Annotated in this window: 22 protein-coding genes; 3 read left to right on the top strand and 19 right to left on the bottom strand. The window is 62.1% G+C overall.

What is annotated here, in order from left to right:
* Positions 1-70: hypothetical protein (locus tag QMZ29_RS25860; protein WP_373432735.1), on the bottom strand; the 70-nt coding region annotated here is incomplete at its 3' end.
* A 238-nt stretch (positions 71-308) separates the two neighbouring features.
* On the opposite strand from QMZ29_RS25860, the gene loiP reads away from it, so the two are divergent.
* Positions 309-1,061 carry a metalloprotease LoiP gene (gene loiP / locus QMZ29_RS21460; RefSeq protein ID WP_016930039.1) on the top strand — a complete coding sequence of 251 codons (753 nt, stop codon included), beginning with the start codon at positions 309-311 and terminating at the stop codon, positions 1,059-1,061.
* Between the two features lie 41 nt (positions 1,062-1,102).
* Here the strand turns inward: loiP and QMZ29_RS21455 are convergent, their stop codons facing one another.
* The 14 genes from QMZ29_RS21455 to QMZ29_RS21390 all read right to left on the bottom strand — a co-directional run bounded on the left by QMZ29_RS21455 (position 1,103) and on the right by QMZ29_RS21390 (position 14,208).
* Positions 1,103-2,743, bottom strand: a complete 1,641-nt coding sequence (locus QMZ29_RS21455) for a thiamine pyrophosphate-binding protein (protein ID WP_025304194.1) — start codon at positions 2,741-2,743, stop codon at positions 1,103-1,105.
* Between the two features lie 52 nt (positions 2,744-2,795).
* On the bottom strand, positions 2,796-4,265 hold the full coding sequence (locus QMZ29_RS21450; protein WP_060434489.1) for an aldehyde dehydrogenase: 1,470 nt from the start codon (positions 4,263-4,265) through the stop codon (positions 2,796-2,798).
* 16 nt (positions 4,266-4,281) lie between these two features.
* Entirely contained in the window at positions 4,282-5,076 is a 795-nt protein-coding gene (locus tag QMZ29_RS21445; RefSeq protein ID WP_043141242.1) for an aspartate dehydrogenase, read from the bottom strand.
* 15 nt (positions 5,077-5,091) lie between these two features.
* A complete protein-coding gene (locus QMZ29_RS21440; protein ID WP_261127575.1) occupies positions 5,092-5,886 on the bottom strand; it encodes an SDR family oxidoreductase in 795 nt (264 codons plus the stop codon).
* Positions 5,883-6,701 (bottom strand): alpha/beta fold hydrolase, encoded by an 819-nt coding sequence (locus QMZ29_RS21435; RefSeq protein WP_261127574.1) that lies wholly within the window; start codon positions 6,699-6,701, stop codon positions 5,883-5,885. Before QMZ29_RS21435 ends, QMZ29_RS21440 begins: the two co-directional genes overlap by 4 nt.
* Complete coding sequence (locus tag QMZ29_RS21430; RefSeq protein WP_004937634.1) at positions 6,701-7,225, bottom strand: cupin domain-containing protein; 525 nt, start codon at positions 7,223-7,225, stop codon at positions 6,701-6,703. The genes QMZ29_RS21435 and QMZ29_RS21430 overlap by 1 nt, the downstream gene beginning before the upstream one ends.
* A gap of 168 nt (positions 7,226-7,393) precedes the next feature.
* Positions 7,394-8,650 carry an MFS transporter gene (locus tag QMZ29_RS21425; RefSeq protein WP_049208796.1) on the bottom strand — a complete coding sequence of 419 codons (1,257 nt, stop codon included), beginning with the start codon at positions 8,648-8,650 and terminating at the stop codon, positions 7,394-7,396.
* A 23-nt stretch (positions 8,651-8,673) separates the two neighbouring features.
* Positions 8,674-9,885 (bottom strand): NAD(P)/FAD-dependent oxidoreductase, encoded by a 1,212-nt coding sequence (locus QMZ29_RS21420; RefSeq protein ID WP_025304200.1) that lies wholly within the window; start codon positions 9,883-9,885, stop codon positions 8,674-8,676.
* On the bottom strand, positions 9,882-10,823 hold the full coding sequence (locus tag QMZ29_RS21415) for a VOC family protein (RefSeq protein ID WP_099817678.1): 942 nt from the start codon (positions 10,821-10,823) through the stop codon (positions 9,882-9,884). Before QMZ29_RS21415 ends, QMZ29_RS21420 begins: the two co-directional genes overlap by 4 nt.
* A gap of 109 nt (positions 10,824-10,932) precedes the next feature.
* The gene (locus QMZ29_RS21410; RefSeq protein ID WP_004937625.1) at positions 10,933-11,727 is read right to left on the bottom strand and encodes an IclR family transcriptional regulator; all 795 of its coding nucleotides are present in this window, start codon (positions 11,725-11,727) and stop codon (positions 10,933-10,935) included.
* 36 nt (positions 11,728-11,763) lie between these two features.
* Positions 11,764-12,519 carry an SDR family oxidoreductase gene (locus QMZ29_RS21405; RefSeq protein ID WP_025304203.1) on the bottom strand — a complete coding sequence of 252 codons (756 nt, stop codon included), beginning with the start codon at positions 12,517-12,519 and terminating at the stop codon, positions 11,764-11,766.
* A complete protein-coding gene (locus QMZ29_RS21400) occupies positions 12,516-13,559 on the bottom strand; it encodes a Rieske 2Fe-2S domain-containing protein (RefSeq protein ID WP_060434497.1) in 1,044 nt (347 codons plus the stop codon). Before QMZ29_RS21400 ends, QMZ29_RS21405 begins: the two co-directional genes overlap by 4 nt.
* A gap of 20 nt (positions 13,560-13,579) precedes the next feature.
* Positions 13,580-13,888 (bottom strand): recombinase-like helix-turn-helix domain-containing protein, encoded by a 309-nt coding sequence (locus QMZ29_RS21395; protein WP_004937617.1) that lies wholly within the window; start codon positions 13,886-13,888, stop codon positions 13,580-13,582.
* 2 nt (positions 13,889-13,890) lie between these two features.
* A complete protein-coding gene (locus tag QMZ29_RS21390) occupies positions 13,891-14,208 on the bottom strand; it encodes a non-heme iron oxygenase ferredoxin subunit (RefSeq protein ID WP_004937614.1) in 318 nt (105 codons plus the stop codon).
* Between the two features lie 398 nt (positions 14,209-14,606).
* Between QMZ29_RS21390 and QMZ29_RS21385 the strand changes: the two genes are divergently transcribed.
* The gene (locus tag QMZ29_RS21385) at positions 14,607-15,848 is read left to right on the top strand and encodes an MFS transporter (RefSeq protein WP_197781671.1); all 1,242 of its coding nucleotides are present in this window, start codon (positions 14,607-14,609) and stop codon (positions 15,846-15,848) included.
* Positions 15,849-15,957: 109 nt separating this feature from the next.
* Here QMZ29_RS21385 and QMZ29_RS21380 read toward each other — a convergent pair whose 3' ends face one another.
* The 4 genes from QMZ29_RS21380 to yqgG form a co-directional block, all read right to left on the bottom strand.
* Positions 15,958-16,110 (bottom strand): Hok/Gef family protein, encoded by a 153-nt coding sequence (locus tag QMZ29_RS21380; RefSeq protein ID WP_004937610.1) that lies wholly within the window; start codon positions 16,108-16,110, stop codon positions 15,958-15,960.
* Positions 16,111-16,445: 335 nt separating this feature from the next.
* A complete protein-coding gene (speB, locus tag QMZ29_RS21375) occupies positions 16,446-17,366 on the bottom strand; it encodes an agmatinase (RefSeq protein ID WP_197769490.1) in 921 nt (306 codons plus the stop codon).
* A gap of 194 nt (positions 17,367-17,560) precedes the next feature.
* On the bottom strand, positions 17,561-19,537 hold the full coding sequence (gene speA, locus QMZ29_RS21370) for a biosynthetic arginine decarboxylase (protein WP_004937600.1): 1,977 nt from the start codon (positions 19,535-19,537) through the stop codon (positions 17,561-17,563).
* Positions 19,538-19,771: 234 nt separating this feature from the next.
* Complete coding sequence (gene yqgG / locus QMZ29_RS25855; RefSeq protein ID WP_464017219.1) at positions 19,772-19,915, bottom strand: small protein YqgG; 144 nt, start codon at positions 19,913-19,915, stop codon at positions 19,772-19,774.
* Between the two features lie 521 nt (positions 19,916-20,436).
* Between yqgG and metK the strand changes: the two genes are divergently transcribed.
* The gene (metK, locus tag QMZ29_RS21365) at positions 20,437-21,591 is read left to right on the top strand and encodes a methionine adenosyltransferase (RefSeq protein WP_016926681.1); all 1,155 of its coding nucleotides are present in this window, start codon (positions 20,437-20,439) and stop codon (positions 21,589-21,591) included.
* The last annotated feature ends 111 nt before the right edge of the window (positions 21,592-21,702 follow it).

Genomic DNA, 21,702 nt, shown 5'->3' with positions numbered 1-21,702 from the left:
AATTTGCTTTTTGTACGGCGTCCATGCTGAGTGCGCGGATGGCGTTGGCAAGCTCTTTACGAGAGGACATGTTTTACTCCAGGTCGGATAAAAAAAGCAGTCAAGTTCCCTATTTTCTCAGACTCCACATCACAACGGCAATCCCTAATGCCAAATGAGAGCGAGTTCACCACTTATTAGCACGATTGGACGCTTTTTCGGAATAACACTATTCTCGCCTTAGCTGGCGTACACTAGGCTCTTGCGACAAGATTTCCTCAAAGCAAAATGACTCTTTTACCTTGTTACCTTCACAGGAAGATGGCGTTATGAAGATCCGTACCTCTTTGATTGCGTTGGGCATTGCCACCTTGGCAACCGGCTGTCAAAACCTGAATACCGAAACCTTGATGCAGTCCGGCGCGCAGGCGTTCCAGGCGGCGACCCTGAGCAACGACGACGTTAAGGCCCTGAGTGATAAATCCTGCGCCGAGATGGACAGCAAGGCACAAATCGCGCCGGCCGGCAGCACCTACGCCAAGCGTCTCAACAAAATCGCTGCGGCGCTGGGCGACAACATCAACGGCACCCCGGCCAACTACAAGGTCTACGTGACCAAAGACGTCAACGCCTGGGCGATGGCCAACGGCTGTATCCGCGTCTACAGCGGCCTGATGGACATGATGAACGACAACGAAGTGGAAGGCGTGCTGGGCCACGAAATGGGCCACGTGGCGCTGGGCCACACCCGTAAAGCGATGCAGGTGGCTTACGGCACCGTGGCGCTGCGCACCGCGGCGTCCTCCGCCGGCGGCGTCATCGGCTCGCTGTCGCAGTCGCAGCTGGCGGATATCGGCGAGAAACTGGTCAGCGCCCAGTTCTCGCAGAAGCAGGAGAGCGAAGCGGATGATTACTCGTTCGATCTGCTGAAAAAGCGCGGCATCGATCCGAACGGCCTGGCCACCAGCTTCGAAAAATTGGCCCAAATGGAAGCCGGCCGTCAGAGCAGCATGTTCGACGATCACCCGTCTTCCCAAGCGCGCGCGCAGCACATTCGCGATCGCATCGCGGCAGAGAAGTAACAACGAGAACGCCCGGCAACCGCCGGGCGTTTTTTATCGTCTCAATACAGGGTTTTCTGCGGCGGCCCGGCGAAGGTCAGCGGCCCGACCTGCTTCATGTCCACCTCGACCACCGACGGCCCCGGGTAGTTGATCGCCTCGGCCAATACGCCGTTGAACTGCGCCGCCGCCTCGACCTTCCAGGCTTTCAGCCCCATCGCTTCGGCTATTTGAGTAAAGGCCGGCGTATGCAGCTCGTTGTAATACTGGCGCCCGGCGAAATACTTGTCCTGAATGCCGCGCATCACGCCATAACCGCCGTCGTTCATGATCAGCAGGGTGATGTTCACCTGTTCCTGCGCCATGGTCGCCAGTTCCCCCAGGCCCAGCGCCAAACCGCCATCGCCCACCAGCCCCACCACCTTGCGCTGCGGGTTGGCGATCGCGGTGCCGATCGCCATCGGCAGCCCCATGCCGATAGCACCGGCCAGCGAGTGAATGTTGCACAGCGGCGAGATCGCGCGGAACAAACGGCTGCCCCAGACGCTGCCGGAAACGGTGATATCGCGCACCAGCAATCCGTCCTGCGGCAACGCGGCGTCGATGGCGTCGTTGAGTTTGGCGTATTCACCGGACTGCTGACGCAACGCGCTCTCCGCCTGCTGCACCGCCCCCGCGATCTCGGCATCCCACTCGGCGTTAACCTTCTCGCCGGGGCTCAGCCGCGCCGCCAGCGCGGCCAGCAGCGCCGCACAGTCGCCGTTGATCTGCTCATCGGCCAGGTAGTTGCGGTTGGCCGCCGCCGGATCGATGTCAATCTGCACCAGCGGGCGCGGCAGCGGCAGCGTCCAGGTGCGGGTTTCATTACTGCGCAGGCGCGAACCAGCCACCAGCGTCAGGTCGCACTGCGTCAGGATCGCCTCGATGCTCGGCGAGTTGTGGAACGCCCGCAGGCTGCGCGGATGGCTGTCCGGTAGAATGCCGCGCCCGTGGGTGCTGGAGATCACCGCCACGCCGGCGTCCGCCAGCTTGCGCACCGCGTCGCCGCAGGCCAAGGCGCCACCGCCTAACCACAGCAGCGGACGCTTGGCCTGTTTCAGCCGCTGATGCAGCCGCTCCACCGCCGCATCGTCCGCCTTCGGCAGCGGCGCCGGCGCCAACGCTTCGGTCAACACCGAACGGGAAACCAGGCTACTTTGAATATCGATCGGGATCTCGACCGCCACCGGGCCACAGGGCACGGTTTGCGCATCCAGGATCGCCCGCTGGATCACCGCCACCGCCTGCTCCGGCGAATTGACCCGGTAAGCGCGCTTGGAGCAGGCGCGCAGGAAGCCGAGCTGATCGCGGGTTTCATGAATAAAACCGGCGTCGGCGTCCAGATAGGCTTTTTCCACCTGGCCGGTGATATGCAGCAGCGGCGTGTTGGCGTTGAGCGCCTCAATCATCGCCCCCACCGCGTTGCCCGCGCCGGCGCCGGTGCTGGTCAACGCCACGCCCAGGCCGGAGAAGCGCCCGTGCGCGTCGGCCATGGTGACCGCGCCCGCTTCGCCGCGCGCCGGCACGAAGCGAATTTTATCGCGCTGCCCCACCGCATCGGCGATCGGCAGATTATGAATCGAAATGATGCCGTACATCGCCGACACCGCGTACTGTTCCAGAGTCCGGGCTATCGCCTCGCCAACCGTGATTTTATCGCTCATCATCTGCCTTCTTAGGGTAGTCGTTATTAGGGTTATGCGTAGAGGTGTCGGCCTAGTCGCTCCAGCGGTTCACCTGATGGCTCAGCGCCAGATACACGCTTTTCTGCTGCATGTAGGCCTTGATGCCGTTCAGGCCCTTTTCGCGGCCCAGCCCGCTTTCCTTGAAACCGCCGAACGGTGTAGAAATCGAGAACGTTTTGTAGGTATTGACCCAGACGGTGCCGGTTTCCAGCCGCTCCGCCAGCGCCATCGCCCGCGGGAAATCGCGGCTCCAGATGCCGGCCGCCAGGCCGTACACCGAGTCGTTGGCCTGTTCGATCAGCTGTTGCTCATCGTCAAACGGCAGCGCCACCAGCACCGGGCCGAAGATCTCTTCCTGGCAGACGCGGGCGTCATTGTTCAAGCCTTCAATAATGGTCGGCAGGTAATAGCTACCGCTCGCCAGTTGCGGATCGGCCGGCGCTTCGCCGCCGATGATCACCCGGCCACCCTCCTGCCGCGCCAGCGCCACGTAGTCCGCCACGCTTTGCCGATGTTTGGCGCTGATCAGCGGGCCGAGATGCACGCCCGGCACCAGCGGGTTGCCGATACGCAGCCCCGCCGTCAGTTCGGTCAAGCGCGCCAGCAGCGGCTGATACAGCGAACGATGCACGAACAGCCGCGAACCGGCGATGCACGCCTGGCCGGCGGAGCTGAAAATGCCGTAGCAGATGCCGCGCGCCGCCTGCTCCAGATCGGCGTCCTCCAGCACGATGGTCGGCGATTTCCCCCCCAATTCCAGCGAGGTGGGGATCAGCTTGTCGGCGGCGATGTGCGCCAAATGGCGCCCGGTACTGGTCCCGCCGGTAAAGGCGATCTTTTTCACCAGCGGGTGGCGCACCAACGCCTCGCCGATCACCGAACCTTTGCCCGGCAGCACGCTGAGCAGCCCGGCCGGCAGGCCCGCCTGTTCGAACAGCTCGGCCAGCTTCAGCGCCATCAGCGGCGTGGCTTCGGCCGGTTTGAGCACCACCGCGTTGCCCGCCGCCAGCGCCGGCGCCACCTTCTGCATTTCACTGGCGATCGGTGAGTTCCACGGTGTGATGGCGGCGATCACCCCCATCGGCTGATACTGGCTGAGCGTCATCACCTCGGCGCTGCGCGGGGTCGGCAATTCGCCTTCCAACACTTCGCAGGCGGCGGCGAAGTAGCGCGCGGTCGCCGCTGCGCTGGCCACCAGCCCGCGGGTCTCCGCCAGCGGCTTGCCGTTGTCGCGGGTCTGCAGCTCGGCCAGCTGTTCCTGCTGCGCCAGGATCAGGTTGCTGACGCGGTAGAGGATCGAGGCGCGTTGGTGCGGCACCAACCCACGCCACTCCGGCGCGCGCCAGGCGCGTTCCGCTGCCTCCACTGCCTCATTCACGTCCTCGACGTTAGCGGCACGCAGCCGCGCGTTGACGCTGCCGTCGGCCGGGAATACCGAAGCCATCTCTTCGCCACGCCCTTCGCGCCAGCGTCCGGCGACAAAAATATTCAATCGTTCCATGCTCCGCTCCTGCCGTTCAGGCAATAAAACCGCCGTCCACCAGACGGCGGCAGGCTTGTACCGCGCTCAGCGCCGCCAGGGTTGATGTTTTGGGATTGCTCGCCAGCGGGGTGCCGCTCAGCTCGATGTGAAACTCGCCAAAATCGCCGCACACCTGCAGGCGATGGGTATTGCGTCGGGTGGCGGGATCGACCTGCAGGCGTACCCGGGTGGCGTCCATCCCCAGGCCGTTGAGCGCAATGGTGGCCGCCACGTTGGCATTAGCCGGGAACAAACGCGCCGCTTCACGCGCCGAACCTTCAAAAAACACCTGCGCTTCACTCACCGCATCGAGATCGATCAACTGTTCCGCCGGGCTGCCGCGCCAGCTGGCCGGGCTTTTACTGGCCTGATAGGTCACGCTCTCCAGCCCGCCTTCGCGCGCCGACGCCAGCCCGTCCATCCCCGCCACCGCGCCGGACAGCACGATCAGTTGCCCGTGATGGCGGCGGCAAACCTGCTGCAGCCGCTGTTGCAATGCGGCGTCCGCCAGCGCGCCGGTCGAGATCAGCGCCAGCGGCCAGCCGCGCTGCAGCACCGCTTCGCCAAACTCCGCCACCGCCTGCTGGCTGGCGCACTCCAGCACCAGATCCGGCTGCTGCGAACACTGCCCAGGATGGGCCAGCGCCTGCACCCGCCCGCCAAAAGCCTCGGCGATCGCCGCATGATGAGCTGCGCGCGCCAGGATCCAACCGACCTCCACGCCTTCCGGCAAACGGGCGATCACTTCCTTCGCCATCGCGCCGTAGCCAATCATCATGATCTTCTTCATCTTTTTCGGCCCCTGCTACACATGGCGGTTAAAGCCGCCGGAAACGTCCAGCGCCGCGCCGGTGGTAAAAGAAGCCAGCGGCGAAGCGAGGAACAGCAGCGCCTGCGCCGGCTCCTGCGGCTTGCCCAGGCGCTTCATCGGGATGCCGCGCCGTTCGGCGATCGCCGCCGTCCACTGCTCCCAACTTTGATCTTTATCGCTGCGCTCTTCGAAACGGCGGCGCCACTGGCCCGACTCCACCATCCCCAGCAAGATCGAGTTAACGCGAATGCCTTTGTCCACCAGCTCTTTCGATAGCGTCAGCGTCATGTTGAGCAGCGCGGCACGCGCCGCCGAGGTGGCGATCATGTGTTCTTCCGGCTGCAGCGCCAGCAGCGAGTTCACGCAAGTGATAGACGCGATCGCCGATCGTTCCAGCGCCGGTAAGAACGCCTGCACCGGATTGATCACGCCGAACAGCTTAAGCTCCGCCTCATGCAGCCAGGCTTCACGCGGCGTCTGGTCAAAATGGGCGACGAAGCCCTGACCGGCGTTGTTGATCAGCAGATCCACGCCGCCGAAATGCGCCGTCACCTGGTCGGCGAACTGCGCCACCTGCTGCGCGTCCAGTACGTCGCAGCGCAGCGCCAGGATCTCCGCCTGCGGAAACTCCGCACGCAGGCTGGCTGCTGCGCCGGCCAGTTTGTCCGGATCGCGGCCGCAGAACGCCACCTTCGCCCCTTCGGCCAGCAGCAGTTTCAGGGTTTCGAAACCGATGCCCGACGAGCCGCCGGTCACCACCGCCACCCGATTCTCAAGCTGAAAATTCATCGTTGGATTGCTCCCGTAAAGTCCCGCAGATAGCGGTTGAAACACGCCGGCGCGTCGAGGTAGCTGGCATGGCCGGCGGCGGCGATCAAACGCAGCGTCGCGTCCTGCTCACGCGCCAGCTCGGCCGCCTTCTCCGGTGGCGTAATGCGATCCTGTTCACCGCACCACACTTCCAGTGGGCCGCGATAGCGCGCCAGATAGCGGGCGATATCGTCATTGGCCAGCATCCAGGCGGCACTCAGAAAACCGTCGGGATCGAGCTGTTGCATGCCGTTGCGCACCCAGGCGATATCCTGCGGATCCGCCCCCTCACGCAGCAAGGCCGCCGCCCGCTGCTCGCCATAGCCCACCGGCCCCAGCGTCTCTATCATCTGTTGGCGCTGGCCGTACACCTGCCGACGTTTTTCCTCCGGCGCCGTGGCATAGCCCTGCGCCGGATCCGCCAACACCAATCCACATAACCCGTCCGGATAGCCGGCGGCATAGGCGCTGCCGATCAGCGCCCCCAGCGAATGGCCGACGATCAGCGGCTGCGCCAGCTGCAGCTCAGCAATCAGCGCCGCCAACGCCGCCGCATAACCGGCGGCATCGGCCTGCGGGTCCGCCAACGGCAGGCTGCCGCCGTAGCCCGGCGCGTCCCACGCCAACAGGCGGTGACCGTCCGTCAGACCGCTGTCGTTGAACTGCTTGATCCACGAGGCGGACCCGGAGCTGATGCCGTGCAGCAACACCACCGGCCGCCCCTGCCCGGCCTCGCGCCAGCTCAGGGTGTACGCCCCGCAGCGCGCCCGTTGGCGTTGCGCCAGGCCGTTCATCAGTTACGCTTCACTTTGGACAGCGGATGGTCCGCCGGATAAGTCGGGATCTCCGGCTTGGCAGTGCCGAGCATCACGCACATCAGCGCCTCTTCCTCGCCGTGGTTGAACAGGCCGCGGTACACGCCCGCCGGCACCGAGATCAGATCGCGCTCTTTCAGCCTGGTTTCGTAATACTCTTCGCCATCCTGAATCATCAGCGTGATGCTGCCTTTCAGCATGAAGAACACTTCTTCCACGTCGTCGTGCAGGTGCAGCGGGCCCTCGCACTTCGACGGCAGCACCATGGTGGAGAAGGTGAAGTTGCCCGCCGGAATGGTGTTGGCGTCGCTGGCCACGCCGGTGGCGCCGGTGCCGATGTAGCGCATCTGCGCGCGGCGGTATTTCGGGTCAAAGTCGGCCTGGAATTTCAGCGCGTTCCAGTCGTATTTGCGGCCCTCGAAACGGGCGATGCGCGACTCTACCCAGTTTTCCATCGACAGATCCTGCGGCTTGACGCCGGCTTTGTTCTCAACCTGAGACATGTTGTCACTCCTCTGTTGAATCAAATGGTTATCCCCTTCGTCTTTCACGCTGTGGCGTTGTTGGCTGCATTCGTTCACACCAGTCACTTACCGCAGTAAGCTCCTGGAGACTCACGAACTTGCCGCCTAGCCACAGCATGAAATCCATTGGGCTTAGCAATTGTTAATTCAGTACTTTCTCAGCAACGGCAGCAGAATGAGGCAGCCGACGAACGCCATCACCACCAGGAACAGCAGGCCGTTATCCATATTGCCGGTGGCGGCGATCAACGCCCCCATCAGCACCGGCGCCAGCGCGCCGGCAAAATTGCCCAGTCCGTTGAAAATGCCGCCGGCGGTGGCGCTGACCTTGCTGCTGGTCGCCTTCGCCAACAGCGCGAAAATATTCGGCGCGCCGGCGCCCCACATAAAGGTGCTGAAGGCCATGGCCGCAATCACGCTGTAGGTGCCCTGCAGGTGCAGCACCACCGCCAGGCCGAGGCCCGCGCCGCACAGCGACAGGAAGCAGGCCAGCGCGCGCCGATCCAGCTTGTCCGACAGCCAGGCGCCCAGCACTTCGCCGAGCAGCATGGCGATGAACGGCAGCGAAGAGAGGTAACCGGCATGCTCCAGATGAATGCCTTTGCCCTTGATCAGGTAGCTCGGCAACCAGCCGTTCATGCCCCACAGGTAGGTCAGGAAGGCGATATTGAACAGGCAAATCATCCAGAAATGCGGGCTGCGCAGCAGCTCGCGGCGGTGCTGTTTGCGTTCGGACACCGCCGGCTTGGCCGCCGCCGCCGGGCGCGAGACGTTCAGGTGGCGCATGCCGAACAGCACCAGCAACATCACCGGCAGCGTCAGAAACGCCATAAAGAAGAAGGTGGTCTGCCAGTCGAAGGTATTGAGGATGTACAGGGTGACCGGGAAGCCGAGCGCGGCCCCGAGCGGCGTGCCGAGCAGCCACAGCATGGTGGCGCGCGCCTGCAGCTGCGGCGGAAAGGCCTGACGAATAATGGCGTAGGCCATCGGCAGCAGCGGCCCTTCGGCGATGCCGAGCAGAATGCGCAGCGTCATCATGGCGTGATAGGAACGCACCAGCCCCATCAATACCATCAGCACGCCCCACACCACCATCATGCCAATCAATACTTTTACCGGGTTAAGCCGATCGCCGATGCCGCTGAGCAGCATCGAGGAGATGCCGTAGGAGAACAGAAACGCGCTCATCAGCAAGCCCAGCCGCGCCGGGTCAAAGCCGATCCCTAACGCCTGCTGAAACTCGGCGTCGGAAAACAGCGCCGCGATGCTGATCTTGTCGAAAAACGCCAGCAGCACGCAGGCGAACAGCGCGATCGGCACCGACCAGCGCACCCGTTGCTGCGGATTTTCGGCAACGGCTTCCCCCGCCCGTCCAGCGCGGGCGTCAATGTCTTGCGTAGTCATAAAACGCTCCCGAGGTTCGGGCGTTATTTCAACGCCATCAAAGAAAACTCCGCATCCGCCAGCTGCTGCGGATCCAGCACCCGGCCGCTCGCCAACCAGCGCTTGCCGAGCTTGATGGTGCGCGCGTCGTTGAACGCCACCATCTGCACCAGCTGCCGATCGGCGTTCAGCGTGAAGAACACCTGCGACTGCGGCGTGCGGCGCACCACATGGTGCACGCCGCCGCTCGGCACGCCGAGGATCTGGATATTGACGTCATATTGATCCGACCACAGCCAGGCCACGTCGTCATACGGAGCGGCAAAGGCGTCGAGCATCGCGCAGGCGGTGCTGATGGCCTGATTTTGCGCGTAGGCCCAGGACTGCAGGCACAGGCCAAGCGTCGGGTGGCGCGCCACGTCGCCGGCGGCGAAGATCGCCGGATGGCTGGTACGCCCTTGGCCGTCGACCACGATGCCGGACTCGATCGCCAGCCCGGCGCTGCGCGCCAGTTCGAGATTCAGCTCGACGCCGATCCCCACCACCACCAGATCGAAGACCTGCGGATCGCTGACTTCGCTGCCGATCCAGGCGGCGCCATCGCGATCTTCCAGCGAGATCTCGCCGCAGCCGCACAACACCGTGACGCCCTGCCGGCGATGCAGTTCGAGCAACGCCTGCGAGACATCGGCGCCGACGCTGCGCATACATAGCGCGGGCTGGCGTTCAAATACCGTCACCTCGGCGCCGAGACGGCGCGCAGAAGCGGCGATCTCCAGCCCGATCCAACCGCCGCCGACGATCGCCAGACGGCGGCAACCTTGTAGGCCCTGCCGCAACCGGGCCGCATCGTCCCAGGAACGCAGCGTCATCACGCGCGGATGCTGCGCCCAAGCGGCGCCCGGCACACGCGGCCGCCCGCCGGTGGCGATCAGCAGCTGCTCGAACTGCAGCCGTTGCCCGTCGCTGAGCGTGACGATTTGCTGTTCAGCGTCGATGGACTCGGCGCGCAGCGGGCGACGCCAGTCGATGTTCAGCTCCGCCACCGCCTGTTCGCTGAACAGTCGACTGAGGGGAGCCGCGGCATCCAGCAGCGCCGCTTTCGACAGCGGCGGCCGCTCGTAAAAATCGTAGGGCTCGTCGCTGACCACCGTCAGCCGGCCGCTGTAACCGCGGTCGCGCAGCGTCTTGGCCGCCCAGCCGCCGGCCTGGCCGCCGCCGACGATGACAATGCCCGTCTGTTCTGGCCGGTTCATAACGCTTGCGCCTTTTTATGCTGGCGGCGCGTGTCGTGATCGATGCCGCCCTCTACCGCCCATTCGGTGAAGGAGACCAGCGAATGCTCCAGCTCGCGCGGCTGCCAGTTTTCCGTCAGATAATCGTCGTTGGTGTAATACTCGAACGCACCGCCGGTCGGGCTGTTGACGTACCAGAAATAGGCCGAGGAAATAGGGTGGCGGCCGGGGCCGATAAAGGTGCTCCACTGCTCTTTGTTCATGGCGATGCCGCCGCCGATCACTTCATGGATATCGCGCACGGTGAACGCCACATGGTTCAGGCCGCGTGGGCGGTTAGGCAGCTTCAGCAGGAACAGATTATGGTGGCCGCCGCGCGCCTGGGTGCGCAGGAAGACGGCGCGATCGATATAGCGATCGGAAACCTGGAAATCCAACAGCTCGCGATAGAAACGCTCGGTCGCCGCCAGATCGTCAACGAAGAACACTACGTGGCCAATATTGATCGGTTGCGCCTGCGAATAGACCGGGCTGGGTTGATCGATGCGGCGCACGTCGCCCCATTGGTTGATCGGCGTGACCGGCACCTCAACCGCCTGCTGGCGGCTGACGACGAAGCGCAGCGTCATGCCGTTGGGATCGAGGCATTCCAGCTCTTCTCCCACCTGACGGAAGCCGGGCATCAACGCCAAACGCGGCTGCAGGCGCGCCAGATCGGCGGGTGAGCCCACGCCCCAGGTCATGCGGCGCAGGGTAGAACCGCCTTCAAACGCCGCAGGCAGCGCCGCGCTTTGCAACGGGTGCAGGACAACCTGCGCCCCGCTCAGGGTGGTGAATTCGCGCTGCGGTTCGCCCCAATGTTGCGTGGCGGGCTGCAGGCCGAAGTCTTGCATGAATTTTTCGCAGGTTGGCAGATCTTCGACGCCAAACTCCAGTTTTTCGATTCCGATTACGCTCATTGTTCAGCCTCACGTTCTCGCTGCATACGGTTTTCAGGCATGAGTGAACCCCGGCCCCTGTTTGCTACGGGCCTTATCCCTGCCTGAGTAAAAGAGTCGGTCCTGCCGGTTAGCCGACGTTGGCCTGCGGCGGCGCGCCGAGGAAGCCGGAAATTTTCTCCGCCGCGTCGCGCACTTCCATGCGCAGCCGCTCGCGATCCGCTTTCGGGATCTCATCGGACGGCACCATGATGCTGACCACCGCCTCGACCCGCTGCTCGCGGTTGAAGATCGGGTAGACGATCGAGGAGATGCCGTGGCGGAAGAACGATTCGCCGATCACATAGCCGCGCGCTTTGTCTTGCTGCACCATCTGCCACAGCGTTTCGCGATCCGCCGGGGTGCCCGGCGCATTGCCCGGCAGCTGTGCGTCCGGATAAAGTTGTTCGAACTCGCTGCGGGTGGCGCTGGTCAACAACATGCGGCCGAGCGAGGTTTGGTGCACCGGCAAGCGGGTGCCGACGCTGACCTGATTGATCTGTGAACCGGCGGCGCTGACGCGGGCGATATAGATCACGTCGCGCCCGTCGCGGATCGCCAGATGGCTGCTGCACTGGCTGCGATCACGCAACTGCTCGATCACCGGCTGGCCGGCCTGCGCGACGTCCAACGACGCGATGTATTCGAAGCCGAGGCGCAGCACCTTGATGCCGAGCGCAAAGGTGTTGGTGCGCGGATTGCGCTCCAGGAAGCCCAGGTGCTCGAGCGTCTGCACCACGCGGTAGGCGGTGGCCTTCGGCATATCGACCAGGCGATGCAACTCGGCGAAGGTCATTTCCTTATGCTGCTCGCCAAACGCCAGCAGCAACTGCAACCCGCGATCCAGTCCCGGGATCAGATACTTACATGCTTGCTCGTCCGCCATCTCTCGCTCCTGCGCTGTGCGCCAGCCCTGCGGGCCTCAGTTGAATACGAAGCCGCCGTTGACCGGCAGCAGTTGGCCGGTGACGAAATCCGCCAGCGACGACAGCAGATAAAGTACCGTACCGTTCACATCGTCCGGGTGCTGCGCCCCGGCCAGCGCGCGCCCCTGCTCGTACAGCTGATGGCGCTCGGCGGGCACATACTCAGTGGCTTCCACTCGCGTCAGGCCCGGCGCGATGGCGTTGACGCAGATACCCTGCGGGCCCAGCTCGCGCGCCATCGATCGGGTCATCGCGATCACCGCGCCTTTACTGGCGACATAGGCCATCAGGCGCGGCGCGCCCCACAGCGCGGTGTCCGACGCCACGTTGACGATCTTGGCGTGCGGATTGCGCGCCAGCAGCGGCACCGCCGCCTGGCTCACCAGCCAGGTGCCGCGCACGTTGACTTGCATCACGCGATCCCACAGATCGATATCGTATTCCATCATGGTTTTACCGCCGACGCCGGTCGCCAGCGCCGCGTTGTTCACCAGGCCGTCGATCCCACCGCCAGCGGCGATCTTCTCGAACGCCAAGCGGATCGAATCCGGTGAGGCCAGATCGATCGTCTGCGTTTCCACCCGAGCGCCCTGCTCGCGCAGCGCGGCGCCGCTCGCCGCCAGCTCATCCGCCAAGATGTCGCACATCACCACCTGCGCGCCGGCGGCGGCGATGGCGGCGGCAAAGCTGTAGCCCAGGCCGCGCGCCGCACCGGTGACCACGATGCGCTTGCCGTCCAGCAAGCCGTTCACTGCGCCGCCTCCCGCTCGCGCAGCGTCGCCAGCTGTTTCTGCGCCTCTTTCTGCATCAGGCGGCGCAGGCGCGACAGACCGACGTCGTGCTGGTACAGGTATTCGCGGCCGCGGGCGTTAGGCGCCATGTTCTCGAGCACGATGCGATCCTGCTCGAGCACGTCCCAATGCAACGATTCCAGGCGATTACGGTACATGAAGCGCCACATGTCGCGCTGCCAGTCTTTGACCTTACGGATGCGCCAGAAGAACACCCGGCAGTGATCCTTGTCTTCCGGCACCACCATGCCGATGATCCAGAAGTGACCACCCGGCCCAAAGCGCTTCTTGTACGGGATCGACAGGCGCATCCAATACGCGCCGCTGCTGCCGAATTCCACCCAGTCGAAGTTAACCCCGATCTGTCCGTTCTTTTTGAAGATAAACCCGCTGTCGGTCGGCTCCAGCCCCATATCCGCCTTGCGATCCCCTTCCGCCATCGAGTGTGAGGAAGAGTGCAGGTAGGTGCCGTGCATCGGATCCATCACGTTTTCCAATGCGTACTGGTAGTTGCAGTCCCAGCTGGCGGTACACAGAAAATTACTGTACGACGCTTCGTCCGCCAGCTCTTGCGGGAAAGTCAGCGCCGCCGGCGCTTCATCCGCCGTCACGCCGAAATAGAGAAACACTGCGCCGTAGGCTTCTTTGGCCGGGTAAGACCGCAGGCATTTTTGCCCCACCAGCGGGCAGCGATCCACCGCCGGCACGTCTTTCACCGTTCCGTCGCCGCCGACTTCCACCCCGTGATACCAGCAGGCGATACGATCGCCGAGGTTCCACCCCATGGAAAGCCGCGCGCCGCGGTGCGGGCAGCGATCTTCCAACGCGTGGATCTGGCCTTCACCGTCGCGCCACACCACGATTTGCTGCTCGAGACGGGTGATGCCGACCGGGTTGTTGCCCACTTCCCAACTGGCCAGCACCGGATACCACATGCCGCGCAATCCCTGGTCAAGATAGTCCTGCAGGCTCTGTTCGGAGGATGTTGTGTTTGCTGTCATTGTCTTCTCCCGGATGTGGCTCAGAAACCGTTAACGTGAAGGAATTCGCGGAACGTCGCCTCATTCCACGGTTGGCCGCTGCGATCGAACAGGCGGCGCTGATTCAACGCGCTGACGATCTGCTCCAGCTCTTCCGCCCCCTGATCGAAGATCGTTTCCAGCGCCGCCACCAGCGCGGTTTCGAAACCGTCCGGCACCCGGGCGCGGTTTTGCCAGATGACATTGCGGAACTGGCCCGGCTGATGGATTTGGCCGTTGCCGCCTTCGCGGGCCGGCGTCACCTGTTGGGTGTCCGGCAGCCAGGGATTGAAATCGGTGATGTGCTGCATGATTACTCCTCCGCGATAAAGGTGATCTGGATTTGGTTGTCGACCACCCGGGTGGGATAGGTTTGCAGATCGCGGCCGCCTGGCTCGCGCAGGCACTGGCCGGTGCGCACGTCAAACAGCGCTTCGTGCAGCGGGCACTCAACCTTACCGTCGTCTACAAACCCCTGGCTGAGCAAGGCATAAGCATGCGGGCAGACGTCTTCCAGCGCGTAGTAGTTACCGTCGAGCAGGTACACCCCGATCTCTTTTCCTTCCACTTTGCCGGAGAAAGGAAAATCTTCTTTCACCTGAGACACTTCGCACACATTCTTCCAGCTCATTGCTTTTATCCTCTATCTGATTGTTTCATATATGAAACTCAGTTTCTTATTTAATACAGCCACTATAAGTCTGGCGAAACTTTCGTCAAGCGAGCGGAACGGCAAATGTTAATGAAAGGTTGTTTAAAAATGACAAATGCGGGAGGGATCACGAAATCATGCACCGATATGAAAAACCTATGTCAGTTGTGCGCTCTTCCGCTAATTTATGGCAAAAAATGCGTTGATCCCGGCAGCGCATTGCGCGTAAAAGTGTTTTCTCACTGTCTTTTACACTCAATTTAATAACAATTAATTTACATTGATCAGCCTCGTCCCCCGCGTTTGCGCGTAATGGCCTCCGCGGGCGAGTTTACTGCTGCCTGAATTCGTCAACCGCTCGCACTGAGGAACGCGCCGTGCAACAACGTCAACGCTGGTTTGGGGTGATCGCCCTGCTGTTTCTGATCGTTATCGCCTATGCGGATCGGGTTAATATCGCCGTGATGTTGGTCAATCCCGACTTCCTGCAACACTTTCAACTCGGCGGCGACCGCGCCCATCAGGGCACGCTGATGACGGTGTTTTTACTCGGTTACGGCCTGTCCGCCATGTTGCTGACGCCGTTTCTGGAAACGCTGATGGGCTACCGCCGCGCGCTGACGCTGAGCGTGGTGCTGTGGGCGCTGCTCACCGCCGCCTCGCCGCTGGCGGGATCGCTGATGCTGCTGTGCGTAGTGCGCGCGCTGCTTGGCGTCAGCGAGGGGCCGCTGTTCTCGCTGAAGACCATGTACATCAGCGATCATTTCGCCGCCGACGAGCGCGGCAAGCCCAACGCGGTCAGCACGCTGGGCGTTTCATTGGGGCTGGTGCTCGGCTTTCCGCTGGTGAGTTTTCTGATGGCGCATTTCGGCTGGGTGATGTCGTTTCACCTGCTGGCGCTGCTCAACCTGCTGCTGGGGCTGGCGCTGGTGCGGCGGTTCGTTCATCCCCTCGCCCTGTCTTCACCCTCGCGCCCTGCTGCTCCGCAACCGGTGCTGAGCCGCGTCAGGCACACCTTTACGCTGGCCTGGCGCACGCCGATGCTCGGCTGGATCCTGCTGATCGAGATCGCCACGCTCAGCTATCTGTGGGGCTCCAGCTCCTGGTTGCCGGCGTATCTGACCGATGAAAAGGGGTTCTCCATCAAGCAGATGGGCTGGATGGCCGCGCTGCCTTTCATCGTCAGCATCGCCTCCAAATACCTCGGCGGCGTGTTGCTCGATCGTATCCGCCCTTATCAAGCGCCGCTGATCTTCGTCTGCGGCGGCGCAGCGACCGCGCTGTGCATCTATGGCGTGATGAACAGCCATCAGCTTGGCTGGATCGCCTTCTTCCTGCTGGCGGCCAATGCCTGTTGGGGCGCGCAGGGCGCGGCGATCCCTACCCTGCTGCAACATTATGCGCGGCCGGAGGCGGTCGGCAGCGCCTATGGGCTGATCAACGGCATCGGCAATCTATTCTCGGCGTTTGTGCCGATGGCGATGGGCATGGTGATGGCCAGCCAGGGCAAGGTGTCCTCGGGCTTTGCGGTACTGATTGCCTCACAGCTGCTGACGCTGCTGGCGGGCGGCGCGCTGTTTAGCCGCATGTTGCTGGCGCGCCAGGTGAAACGGGCATAAATCCGTTTCACCGTGTTCTACGGCGGCAAACCGAAAGCGTTGAGAGGGTGCTCATGGATCTGGACGCCAACAACCAGCAGACGGGGGCCCCCCCCGTCGCCGGGTTGCCTTACCGTTCGGATTCGTAAGCCAAAATGGCCGCAACCTCCGTAGTGCCCGATCGGATCCGCAGCTCGCACAGCGTGCTGCGAGTTATCCATGCCAGTGATATTACCGTGGCACAAATAACCACCAGTTTTAACAGGCTCCGTTTGTTCGGCATCATGCCTTCTTCTCCTTGCCTCGCGGCGGGTAAGAGGCTAACTTAACGTTGCTGGCGTTAGAGTAGGCCTCGGGTTGATGAATATCGACTCGGGGCTTTTCTCTTTGTACCTTTCACGCAGGCTCTAGATACAAAGATCCAGAGCACCCGCGCGCAGTATATTCATCCTCCCCGTTATCCCGATTCCTTTTTACTGACTCCGTTTCATTTCTGCGCAAAATTGCGCAAAGGCGTTGCAACAGACTGAAAATCGCCGCACGGATGGCGAAAAATGAAATAAAAAAAGCGCCCCCCATACGATGAGAGCCGCTTTTTCAGCGAGGCGTGGCCAAGCGTCAGGCGTGTTTCTTGGCCGCCTGCAGGTACAGCATCTCCAGACCCAACGTCGCCGCGGCCAGCGCGGTGATCTCGGACTGGTCATAGGCCGGCGCCACTTCCACTACGTCCATGCCGACGATGTTCAGCGACTGCATGCCGCGTACCAGTTTCAGCGCGCGATCGGAAGTCAGGCCGCCGATCACCGGCGTGCCGGTGCCCGGTGCGAACGCCGGATCCAGGCAGTCGATGTCGAAGGTCAGGTACACCGGCATATCGCCGACGATGCCCTTGATCTGGGTCAGCAGATCGTCCACGCTGCGATCGTTCACCTGCGCGGCGTCCAGCACGGTAAAGCCGTTGTCGTGATCGAACTCGGTGCGAATGCCGATCTGCACCGAGTGGTGCGGATCGATCAGGCCTTCGTTCGGCGCATGATAGAACATGGTGCCATGGTCGAACTTGCTGCCGTTGGCGTAGGTATCGGTATGGGCGTCGAAGTGCACCAGCGCCAGCTTGCCGAAATGCTTGGCGTGCGCGCGCAGCAGCGGCAGGGTGACAAAGTGGTCGCCGCCGAACGAGAGCATGCGCTTACCGACTTTCAGCAGTTTCTCCGCGTGCGCCTGCAGCTTGTCGCTCATGTCCTGCGCATCGCCGAAGTTGAACACGATGTCGCCGCAGTCAACCACGTTCAGGCGATCGCGCAGATCGAAGCTCCACGGCCAACGGTTGCCTTCCCAGGCCAGGTTGGTGGACACCTGACGGATGGCCGCCGGGCCATGGCGGCCGCCGGCGCGACCGGAGGTCGCCATGTCAAACGGAATGCCGGTGATGACCCACTCTGCATCGCTGTCGTAAGGCATGAAGTTCAGCGGAAAGCGCAGGAAACCAAAGGCGTTGGACACTAATGAATTATCGGACTGATGGCCTAAGGTGCTCATAGTAAACCCTCGTAGTTCAACAAGTTGCCGGGCGCAGACGCCGGGCCGTTACAAAAAAAAATCCCTCCCGCGTCGTTAGCCCGACGAGAAAGGGATTTATTCGATGTGTGTTTCGGTGCTACCGATACGGCAGATTATGGCCGCATTTTGTTCATGCTTCAAGGGGGTCAACAGCGCCCCCCTGAAGAGGGCGGTTACTCGTCTTCCAGATACGTATAACCGTACAGACCGGCCTCAAATTCTTCCAGGAACTGCGCCTGCAGCTCGCTGTCCAGATCGGTTTCTTTGACCTGATCGCGGAACTTGGACAGCAGCGCGCTCGGATCGAGCTGCACATACTCCAGCATGTCCGCCACGGTATCGCCCTCGTCGGACAGCTCGGTCTCGACGCTGCCGTCCGGGAACACGTACACGTCAACCGAGGCGGTGTCGCCGAACAGGTTGTGCATGTTGCCAAGGATCTCCTGGTACGCGCCGACCATGAAGAAGCCCAACGCCGGCGGGTTCTCCGGATCGTACGGCGGCATCGGCATGGTGGTCGCCACGCCGTCGCCGTCGACGTAATGATCGATGGTGCCGTCGGAGTCGCAGGTGATGTCGAGCAGTACCGCACGGCCTTCCGGCGGCTTATCCAGCCCTTCCAGCGGCAGCACCGGGAACAGCTGGTCGATGCCCCATGCATCCGGCATCGACTGGAACAGCGAGAAGTTGACGTAGAACTTGTCCGCCATGCGCTCTTGCAGTTCGTCGATGATAGGACGGTGCGCGCGGTTGCTCGGATCGAGCTGCTGCTGGATCTTGTTGCAGATGTTCAGATACAGCTGCTCGGCCCAGGCGCGCTTGGTCAGGTCCAGCATGCCGTGCGCGTATTGGGTATGAACGTCGTGCAGATCCATCTGGCTGTCGTGCAGCCATTCGCGCAGCGAGCGGCGGTTCTCCGGCTCGTTCATTTCCAGCCAGGTTTCCCACATGCTTTCCAGCGCGCGCGGCGCGTCGGCTTCCGGCGGCTGCGGTTCGCTGAACTCGTTGCGCTCGACGCCAATCACGTTGGAGACCAGCACCGTGTGGTGCGCGGTCACGGCGCGACCGGACTCGGTGATCACCGTCGGGTGCGGCAGGCCGTGTTCGTTACAGGCGTCGCCGATGCCCCAAATCACGTTGTTGGCATATTCGTTCAGGCCGTAGTTGACCGAGCAATCGGACTGCGAACGGGTGCCTTCGTAGTCGACGCCCAAGCCGCCGCCCACGTCGAAGCACTGAATGTTGACGCCCAACTTGTGCAGCTCAACGTAGAAGCGCGCCGATTCGCGCACGCCGGTGGCGATGTCGCGAATATTGGCCAGCTGCGAACCCAAATGGAAGTGCAGCAGCTGCAGGCTGTCGAGGCGGCCCGCTTCACGCAGGGTCTCCACCAGCTTCAGCACCTGCACCGCCGCCAGACCGAACTTGGATTTTTCGCCGCCGCTCGACTGCCATTTGCCAGAGCCTTGCGATGCCAGACGCGCACGCACGCCCAGGCGCGGTATGACGTTCAGCCGCTCGGCCTCTTCCAGCACCAGGTTGATCTCGGACATCTTCTCGATCACCAGGTACACCTTGTGCCCCAGCTTTTCCCCGATCAGCGCCAGACGAATATATTCACGATCTTTATAACCATTACAGACGATCACCGAGCGGGTCATGCCGGCATGCGCCAGCACCGCCATCAGTTCGGCCTTGGAGCCGGCTTCCAGCCCCAGCGGTTCGCCGGAGTTCACCAGCGATTCAATCACGCGGCGGTGTTGGTTCACCTTGATCGGATACACCAGGAAATAACCGCCCTGGTAGCCGAAGGATTCACGCGCGCGTTTGAACGCGGCGTTGATAGAGCGCAGGCGATGCTGAAGGATCTGCGGGAAGCAGAACAGCGCCGGCAGACGTTGGCCGTCTTGCTGGCGCGTTTTCACCAGTTCTGCCAGATCGACGCGCGCCTGCGGGACATCCGGATCCGGGCACACGCTGATATGGCCCAGCTCGTTGACGTCATAGTAATTGTTGCCCCAGTAGGCGACGTTATAAGTACGCAGCATCTTGCTGGCATTACGATCATTCATGGCAACCTCCTGCATGGAGCGCAAAGATAAAGACTCGCCCGCAACCGGCGGACGGTGAATCAACAGATCATCAGACATGGTTCGCCTCACATTCCCTACTGACGAAACCGTCAGCCACTATCGCAGCTACAACCCGCGAGAACAACCCAACAAGCCGCGCCGGCGGCAGCGAAGAGAACTGCCGTTCGCGGTCAGCGATCGGTTTATCACTCATATAATTGTAAGACACCCTGTTCAAACCTCGTGAATCGGGCCAAGAAACATCCCACAGGAAGGCTGCAGGCTACCCTTGTTCAGTTCTTCAGACGACCGTTAGCCGGCCCGAGAATCCTGAGTAGCGGCCAAGTGTTTATCGCACCTGGTAAGTGACAGAGAGACAAGACGGGAAATAGCAGAAGAATGTGCGCCAGAACGGCACTGCTGTTGAGAACCAACAACCGGTAGACAACGGATCATTAATCCAACCACCTCCACGCGCGCCGTTCGGAGTGAACGACCCAGCCTCTAAATATAGTGTAAGAACGTGACCGTTCGATGAAGCGGCGAACGCCCGCGACGGATAATAGCGCAACGCTGGCGAATGCAAAGCGGAAGTTTATCGCACCTTCCCCCCACGCCAGACCGCCGTACTGTGCAGCAAATGAACCGCGCGCGCAGTTTATACCGGTAAGCAGGTGAAAAAGCAAAATGAAAATTCGCCGAAAACTGTTTCAAGCGATGAAAATGGCGCCAACCCGTTTGCGCAAAAGAGCGAAAGCGCAAAAAATTACTGGCAATCTGGCTAAACCCTGACCTAAAATAGACGTCCAGATGTTAATCCATCTATACTGGTTAACTGATAAACTGCTTAACGGCTTTGCCTGAGGGGCGTTGCAGGATGCATCTCGCGCCATCAGCGGAAGACCCTTCGCTTCGATGCCGGATCTCCAGCGCTGTGCAGTAATTTCTAACCCGTCTTATGCAAGGTAAAGAACACAATGGCTAAACACCTCTTCACGTCCGAATCCGTCTCCGAAGGACATCCCGATAAAATCGCCGACCAGATCTCCGATGCCGTCCTCGACGCCATCCTGGAACAAGATCCGAAAGCGCGCGTCGCCTGCGAAACTTACGTGAAAACCGGTATGGTGCTGGTCGGCGGTGAAATCACCACCAGTGCCTGGGTCGATATCGAAGAGATTACCCGCAAGACCGTGCGCGAGATCGGCTACGTTCATTCGGACATGGGCTTTGACGCCAACTCCTGTGCAGTCTTGAGCGCCATCGGCAAACAATCCCCGGACATCAATCAGGGCGTTGACCGTACCGATCCTCTCGAGCAGGGCGCCGGCGATCAGGGCTTGATGTTTGGCTACGCCACCAACGAAACCGACGTGCTGATGCCTGCACCGGTCACCTACGCGCACCGTCTGGTGCAGCGCCAGTCCGAAGTGCGCAAAAACGGCACCCTGCCGTGGCTGCGCCCGGATGCGAAGAGCCAGGTGACCTTCCAGTACGACGACGGCAAAATCGTCGGCATCGACGCCGTGGTGCTGTCCACCCAGCACTCAGAAGACATCTCGCTGAAAGATCTGCAAGAAGCGGTGATGGAAGAGATCATCAAGCCGGTACTGCCGGCGGAATGGCTGACGGCGGGCACCAAATACCACATCAACCCGACCGGCCGTTTCGTTATCGGCGGCCCGATGGGCGACTGCGGCCTGACCGGCCGTAAGATCATCGTCGACACCTACGGCGGCATGGCTCGCCACGGCGGCGGCGCCTTCTCCGGTAAGGATCCGTCCAAGGTTGACCGTTCCGCGGCTTACGCGGCGCGCTACGTGGCGAAAAACATCGTTGCCGCCGGCCTGGCCGATCGCTGCGAGATTCAGGTGTCTTACGCTATCGGCGTAGCGGAACCGACCTCCATCATGGTGGAAACCTTCGGTACCGAGAAAGTGCCAACCGAACAGCTGACGCTGCTGGTGCGCGAATTCTTCGATCTGCGCCCATACGGCCTGATCCAGATGATGGATCTGCTGCAGCCGATCTACCGCGAAACTGCCGCCTACGGCCACTTCGGCCGCGAGCACTTCCCGTGGGAAGCGACCGACAAAGCCGCACTGCTGCGCGATGCCGCCGGCCTGAAATAAGCCCCGACATCAACATGAAAACGGCGAGCCTGGGCTCGCCGTTTTTTTTGAGCAGATGGGTGCTCCTGGATCAACGCATCGACTGCCGGCCAGCGGAGGCAAAGCCCCCGC

The sequence above is a fragment of the Serratia sp. PF-27 genome, from assembly GCF_030053255.1.
Lineage (GTDB): Bacteria > Pseudomonadota > Gammaproteobacteria > Enterobacterales > Enterobacteriaceae > Serratia > Serratia bockelmannii.
The sequence above is the reverse complement of the archived record's forward strand: the minus strand, read 5'-3'. Positions and strand labels throughout refer to the sequence as shown.

Bases quoted from the DNA above. Each gene is read 5' to 3' on its own strand.
- QMZ29_RS21440 (WP_261127575.1), bottom strand. From the start codon at position 5,886: ATGAATTTTCAGCTTGAGAATCGGGTGGCGGTGGTGACCGGCGGCTCG.
- QMZ29_RS21430 (WP_004937634.1), bottom strand. From the start codon at position 7,225: ATGTCTCAGGTTGAGAACAAAGCCGGCGTCAAGCCGCAGGATCTGTCG.
- QMZ29_RS21435 (WP_261127574.1), bottom strand. From the start codon at position 6,701: ATGAACGGCCTGGCGCAACGCCAACGGGCGCGCTGCGGGGCGTACACC.
- QMZ29_RS21420 (WP_025304200.1), bottom strand. From the start codon at position 9,885: ATGAACCGGCCAGAACAGACGGGCATTGTCATCGTCGGCGGCGGCCAG.
- QMZ29_RS21450 (WP_060434489.1), bottom strand. From the start codon at position 4,265: ATGGAACGATTGAATATTTTTGTCGCCGGACGCTGGCGCGAAGGGCGT.
- speA (WP_004937600.1), bottom strand. From the start codon at position 19,537: ATGTCTGATGATCTGTTGATTCACCGTCCGCCGGTTGCGGGCGAGTCT.
- QMZ29_RS21415 (WP_099817678.1), bottom strand. From the start codon at position 10,823: ATGAGCGTAATCGGAATCGAAAAACTGGAGTTTGGCGTCGAAGATCTG.
- QMZ29_RS21445 (WP_043141242.1), bottom strand. From the start codon at position 5,076: ATGAAGAAGATCATGATGATTGGCTACGGCGCGATGGCGAAGGAAGTG.
- yqgG (WP_464017219.1), bottom strand. From the start codon at position 19,915: ATGATCCGTTGTCTACCGGTTGTTGGTTCTCAACAGCAGTGCCGTTCT.
- QMZ29_RS21380 (WP_004937610.1), bottom strand. From the start codon at position 16,110: ATGCCGAACAAACGGAGCCTGTTAAAACTGGTGGTTATTTGTGCCACG.
- QMZ29_RS21390 (WP_004937614.1), bottom strand. From the start codon at position 14,208: ATGAGCTGGAAGAATGTGTGCGAAGTGTCTCAGGTGAAAGAAGATTTT.
- QMZ29_RS21455 (WP_025304194.1), bottom strand. From the start codon at position 2,743: ATGAGCGATAAAATCACGGTTGGCGAGGCGATAGCCCGGACTCTGGAA.
- QMZ29_RS21395 (WP_004937617.1), bottom strand. From the start codon at position 13,888: ATGCAGCACATCACCGATTTCAATCCCTGGCTGCCGGACACCCAACAG.
- QMZ29_RS21400 (WP_060434497.1), bottom strand. From the start codon at position 13,559: ATGACAGCAAACACAACATCCTCCGAACAGAGCCTGCAGGACTATCTT.
- speB (WP_197769490.1), bottom strand. From the start codon at position 17,366: ATGAGCACCTTAGGCCATCAGTCCGATAATTCATTAGTGTCCAACGCC.
- metK (WP_016926681.1), top strand. From the start codon at position 20,437: ATGGCTAAACACCTCTTCACGTCCGAATCCGTCTCCGAAGGACATCCC.
- loiP (WP_016930039.1), top strand. From the start codon at position 309: ATGAAGATCCGTACCTCTTTGATTGCGTTGGGCATTGCCACCTTGGCA.
- QMZ29_RS21425 (WP_049208796.1), bottom strand. From the start codon at position 8,650: ATGACTACGCAAGACATTGACGCCCGCGCTGGACGGGCGGGGGAAGCC.
- QMZ29_RS21410 (WP_004937625.1), bottom strand. From the start codon at position 11,727: ATGGCGGACGAGCAAGCATGTAAGTATCTGATCCCGGGACTGGATCGC.